We start from the raw sequence: 3,649 nt of genomic DNA on the forward strand, positions 1-3,649 counted from the left end.
TCGCGCAGAACGGCCATTCGATCGAACTGCGCATCTGCGCCGAAGACGCCACCCAGGATTTCCGCCCCGCGATCGGGGACATCCTGCTGCTGGACGAACCCCGCGGCGAAGGCGTTCGCGTGGACAGCGGCATTCTGGACGGCGGCAAAGTGACCACCGATTTCGACCCCATGCTGTCCAAACTGATCGTCCACGGCCGCAACCGGGCCGAGGCCATCGCTCGGGGCCGCCGCGCGGCGCAGGATTATGTCATTCTCGGGGTAACCACCAATCTGGCCTATCTCGATACGATCCTCGACCATCCCAAATTCCGTTCCGGCGATGTCTCGACCGGTTTTCTGGCAGAAGAAGCCGATGAACTGAACAAGGACCGCGATCCCGCTACCACCGACATTCTTGCCGCCGCCACCGTGCTGTCTGATGCGCGGCTCGTGAAAGCGCTGGAGAATGTGCCGGAAATCTATCGACTCATGGGAAACTGGAGAAACTGATGCGCCGCATTCTGGAAGTTGACGGGGAAGAGATCCCTGTCTGGCTGGCCTCGACGCGCCAAGGCCATGTCCTGCACATGGGTGAACGGGAAATTCCCTGCACCCTCGACGAAGCCGCCGGCAGGGGCGCGTATGTACTGGAGATATCGGACACCCGCATCCCGATGCGTATCGCCGTGGACGAGAGCGCCACATTCATACACTTCGGCGGGCGGGCCTATGAAATCGGGCGGACCGATCCGGCAGACGCCTTGGACAGGGCCGGAAGCGGTGCCTCGCAGGACCAGATGCTGGCACCCATGCCCGGCGTCGTGGTGTCGGTATCCGTCGCACCCGGCGACGCCGTGAAAGAAGGCGCGCCGATGCTGGTGATCGAGAGCATGAAACTGGAAACCACGGTCACAGCCCCGCGCGACGGGATCGTCGCGGAGCTGCCCTTCGCCACAGGCGACAGTTTCGGCGGCAAGGACGTCCTGCTGCGTCTGGAACCGCAAGAGGAGACGGATTGATGAGACGGATGGAAACACAGATCCGCCCGGAATCGGCGGAATTCAAGGAAGCCTCGGGCCGGATGCAGGAGGTCGTCGACCGGTTTCGGGAGGTACAGGACAAAGCGCGCCATGACCGGCCCCGTCGTGATCTCGACCGGTTGAAGCGGCAAAACAAGATGCTGGCACGCCAGCGCCTCGAACTGCTGCTCGATCCGGGGACACCGTTCCTGGAGTTTTCGAGCTTGGCGGCGAACGATCTTTACGATGGTCAGGCACCGGGTGCCAACATCATCACCGGGGTCGGTGTGATCGCCGGGCGCGAGGTCGTCATCCACGCTGACGACAGTTCCAACAAGGGCGGCGCCTGGTACCCCATGTCCGTGCCGAAAATCGTGCGCGCGCTCGAATTTGCGTTGGAAAATGAGCTGCCAGTGGTACATATCTGCGACAGCGCGGGCGGCTATCTCGAGGAAATGTCGGGGGTTTTCGCGCCGGGTGGGCGGGTATTCCGTAACCAGTGCATCCTTTCGAAAAAGGGTATCCCCCAGGTGGCCATTGTCTGCGGCCACTGCACGGCGGGCGGTGCCTATGTGCCCGCTTTGTGCGAGCATACTATCATCGTGCGCGATACCGGCGCGATCTTCCTTGGTGGGCCGCCACTGGTCAAGGCCGCCACCGGCGAAGAGGTCTCGGTGAACGATCTGGGCGGCGCGGACATGCACACCTCGGTCTCGGGCACCGGCGACTATCCGGTTGATTCCGAAGAGGCGGGTATCGCGCTCGCCCGTGAAATCGTCGGCACCTTCCCGCGCAGACCCCGCGCGTTCGACTGGACCGCGCCCGAGGATCCCTATTACGATCCCGCCGAAATCTACGGTATCGTACCTACCGATTACCGCGTCCGTTTCGATATGCGCGAGGTTATAGCCCGGATTGTCGACGGGTCGCGGTTTCATGAATACCAGCCGAATTACGGAACCACGCTGGTCACCGGCTATGCCCGAATCTGGGGCTGCAAGGTGGGAATTCTCGGCAATAACGGGGTTCTGTTCAATGAGAGCTCACTCAAGGCCGCGCATTTCATACAGCTTTGCAACCAGACCGGAACACCGCTCATCTTTCTTCAGAACACCACCGGCTACATGATCGGCCGGGAGTATGAGGAACGCGGCATCACCAAGGACGGGGCGAAAATGCTGATGGCACAGGCCGGCTCCGAGGTGCCCAAGCTGACGGTACTGACCTCCGGCGCCTTCGGGGCCGGGTATTACGGTATGTGCGGTCGCGCCTGGGATCCGCGCCTTCTGATGTCATGGCCCAACGCACAAATGGGGGTGATGGGGCCCGAACAGGCCGCGCGCACGCTCGGCGATGTCAAGCTGGCCCAGATGCGCCGCGATGACCCCGACCTCAGCGACGAATCCGTGCAGGAACTCCGCGACCGGGTGCGTGCAAAGGCCGAAGACGAAACCTCGGCCTACTGGTTTACGTCGCGGCTTTATGATGACGGGATTATCGATCCACTCGATACACGCAACATGCTTGGCATTGCGTTGTGCTGTGCGGCGGGTGTTGCACCCAACGCGCCACATTACGGTGTCTTCAGGATGTAGGGAACCGACAGGACCGCACCAGCATGAATACGTGTTCGACGCGTCGCGCGGTAAGGGTGGGGCAGCGGATATTTCGGATCGGTGCGGCTGTCACGCAATTGGATGCAAGAGGGATGTGCCCTCGGAAAACGGAGATGAAAGATGTCTGACAAGAATGTTCTGCTGGAAATCAGCGACGGGGTCGCGAAAATCACCATCGACAATGCGGAAAAGCGCAATCCTCTGAACGTCCCGACGGTGGGGGAACTGATCGAGGCCTTCGAAACAGCCCAGAATGACGACAAGGTGCTTGTCATCGTGCTGACCGGCGCCGGGGACCGCGCGTTCTGCGCGGGCGGGGATCTCAAGGCTGGCAAGGATGGCGGGCCGTTCACCGGAGACATCTCGCAGCCCGGACATTTCGTCATTCGCCTGTTCACCCTGATGGAAACCTGCAACAAACCGATCATCGGTCGGATCAACGGTCACGCCATGGGCGGCGGTGCCGGACTCGTCTGTGCATGCGATATTGCCGTCATGTCGAACACGGCCAGGATCGCGACCCCGGAGGTCAAGATCGGCCTGTTTCCGATGATGATCATGCCGCAGATGATGCGGGTGATACCGCGCCGCCGTTTGCTGGAGATGTACATCACCGGCGAACCGTGGAGTGCCGAACAGGCGCTGGAATACGGCATCGTTAATTATGTGACGGAACCGGACGCGCTTGACGCCAAGGTCGCAGAATTGACTGACCTGATCACGGCACGCTCCCCGTCAGCAGTTCGACTCGGAAAGTACTCCTATCACGCGATGCAGGATATGACGATCGAACAGCAGTTCCGATTTGCCGAAACCATGCTGCCGCGCATTGCGACCACAGAGGATGCGCGGGAAGGTTTCTCGGCATTTCTGGAGAAGCGCGCGCCGGAATGGACGGGCAGATAGGGGGGTATATGTCGGATCGACAACTGCGCATTGGGTGCGCATCGGGTTTCTGGGGTGACACGCCGGAGGCCATTGGCCAGTTGGTGTCCAAGGGCGACATCGACTATCTGGTATTCGATTATCTGGC

At 61.1% G+C, this 3,649-nt stretch carries 4 protein-coding genes and 1 pseudogene; all 5 read left to right on the plus strand.

What is annotated here, in order from left to right:
- A pseudogene (locus Q1A06_RS20695) lies at window positions 1-491 on the plus strand (biotin carboxylase); the annotation flags it as partial.
- On the plus strand, window positions 491-1,000 hold the full coding sequence (locus Q1A06_RS20700; protein ID WP_224558007.1) for a biotin/lipoyl-containing protein: 510 nt from the start codon (window positions 491-493) through the stop codon (window positions 998-1,000). The pseudogene Q1A06_RS20695 and the gene Q1A06_RS20700, both read left to right, overlap by 1 nt.
- Window positions 1,000-2,595: a carboxyl transferase domain-containing protein gene (locus Q1A06_RS20705; protein ID WP_299568011.1), complete on the plus strand. Its 1,596-nt coding sequence runs from the start codon at window positions 1,000-1,002 to the stop codon at window positions 2,593-2,595. The genes Q1A06_RS20700 and Q1A06_RS20705 overlap by 1 nt, the downstream gene beginning before the upstream one ends.
- Window positions 2,596-2,736: 141 nt before the next feature.
- Window positions 2,737-3,522, plus strand: a complete 786-nt coding sequence (locus Q1A06_RS20710) for an enoyl-CoA hydratase-related protein (RefSeq protein ID WP_299568012.1) — start codon at window positions 2,737-2,739, stop codon at window positions 3,520-3,522.
- Between the two features lie 8 nt (window positions 3,523-3,530).
- The coding region (locus Q1A06_RS20715) for an acyclic terpene utilization AtuA family protein (RefSeq protein WP_299565698.1) at window positions 3,531-3,649 on the plus strand (119 nt) is incomplete at its 3' end.

The sequence above is a fragment of the uncultured Sulfitobacter sp. genome (assembly GCF_947497275.1).
Taxonomy (GTDB): domain Bacteria; phylum Pseudomonadota; class Alphaproteobacteria; order Rhodobacterales; family Rhodobacteraceae; genus Sulfitobacter.

Bases quoted from the DNA above. Each gene is read 5' to 3' on its own strand.
- Q1A06_RS20700 (WP_224558007.1), top strand. From the start codon at position 491: ATGCGCCGCATTCTGGAAGTTGACGGGGAAGAGATCCCTGTCTGGCTG.
- Q1A06_RS20705 (WP_299568011.1), top strand. From the start codon at position 1,000: ATGAGACGGATGGAAACACAGATCCGCCCGGAATCGGCGGAATTCAAG.
- Q1A06_RS20710 (WP_299568012.1), top strand. From the start codon at position 2,737: ATGTCTGACAAGAATGTTCTGCTGGAAATCAGCGACGGGGTCGCGAAA.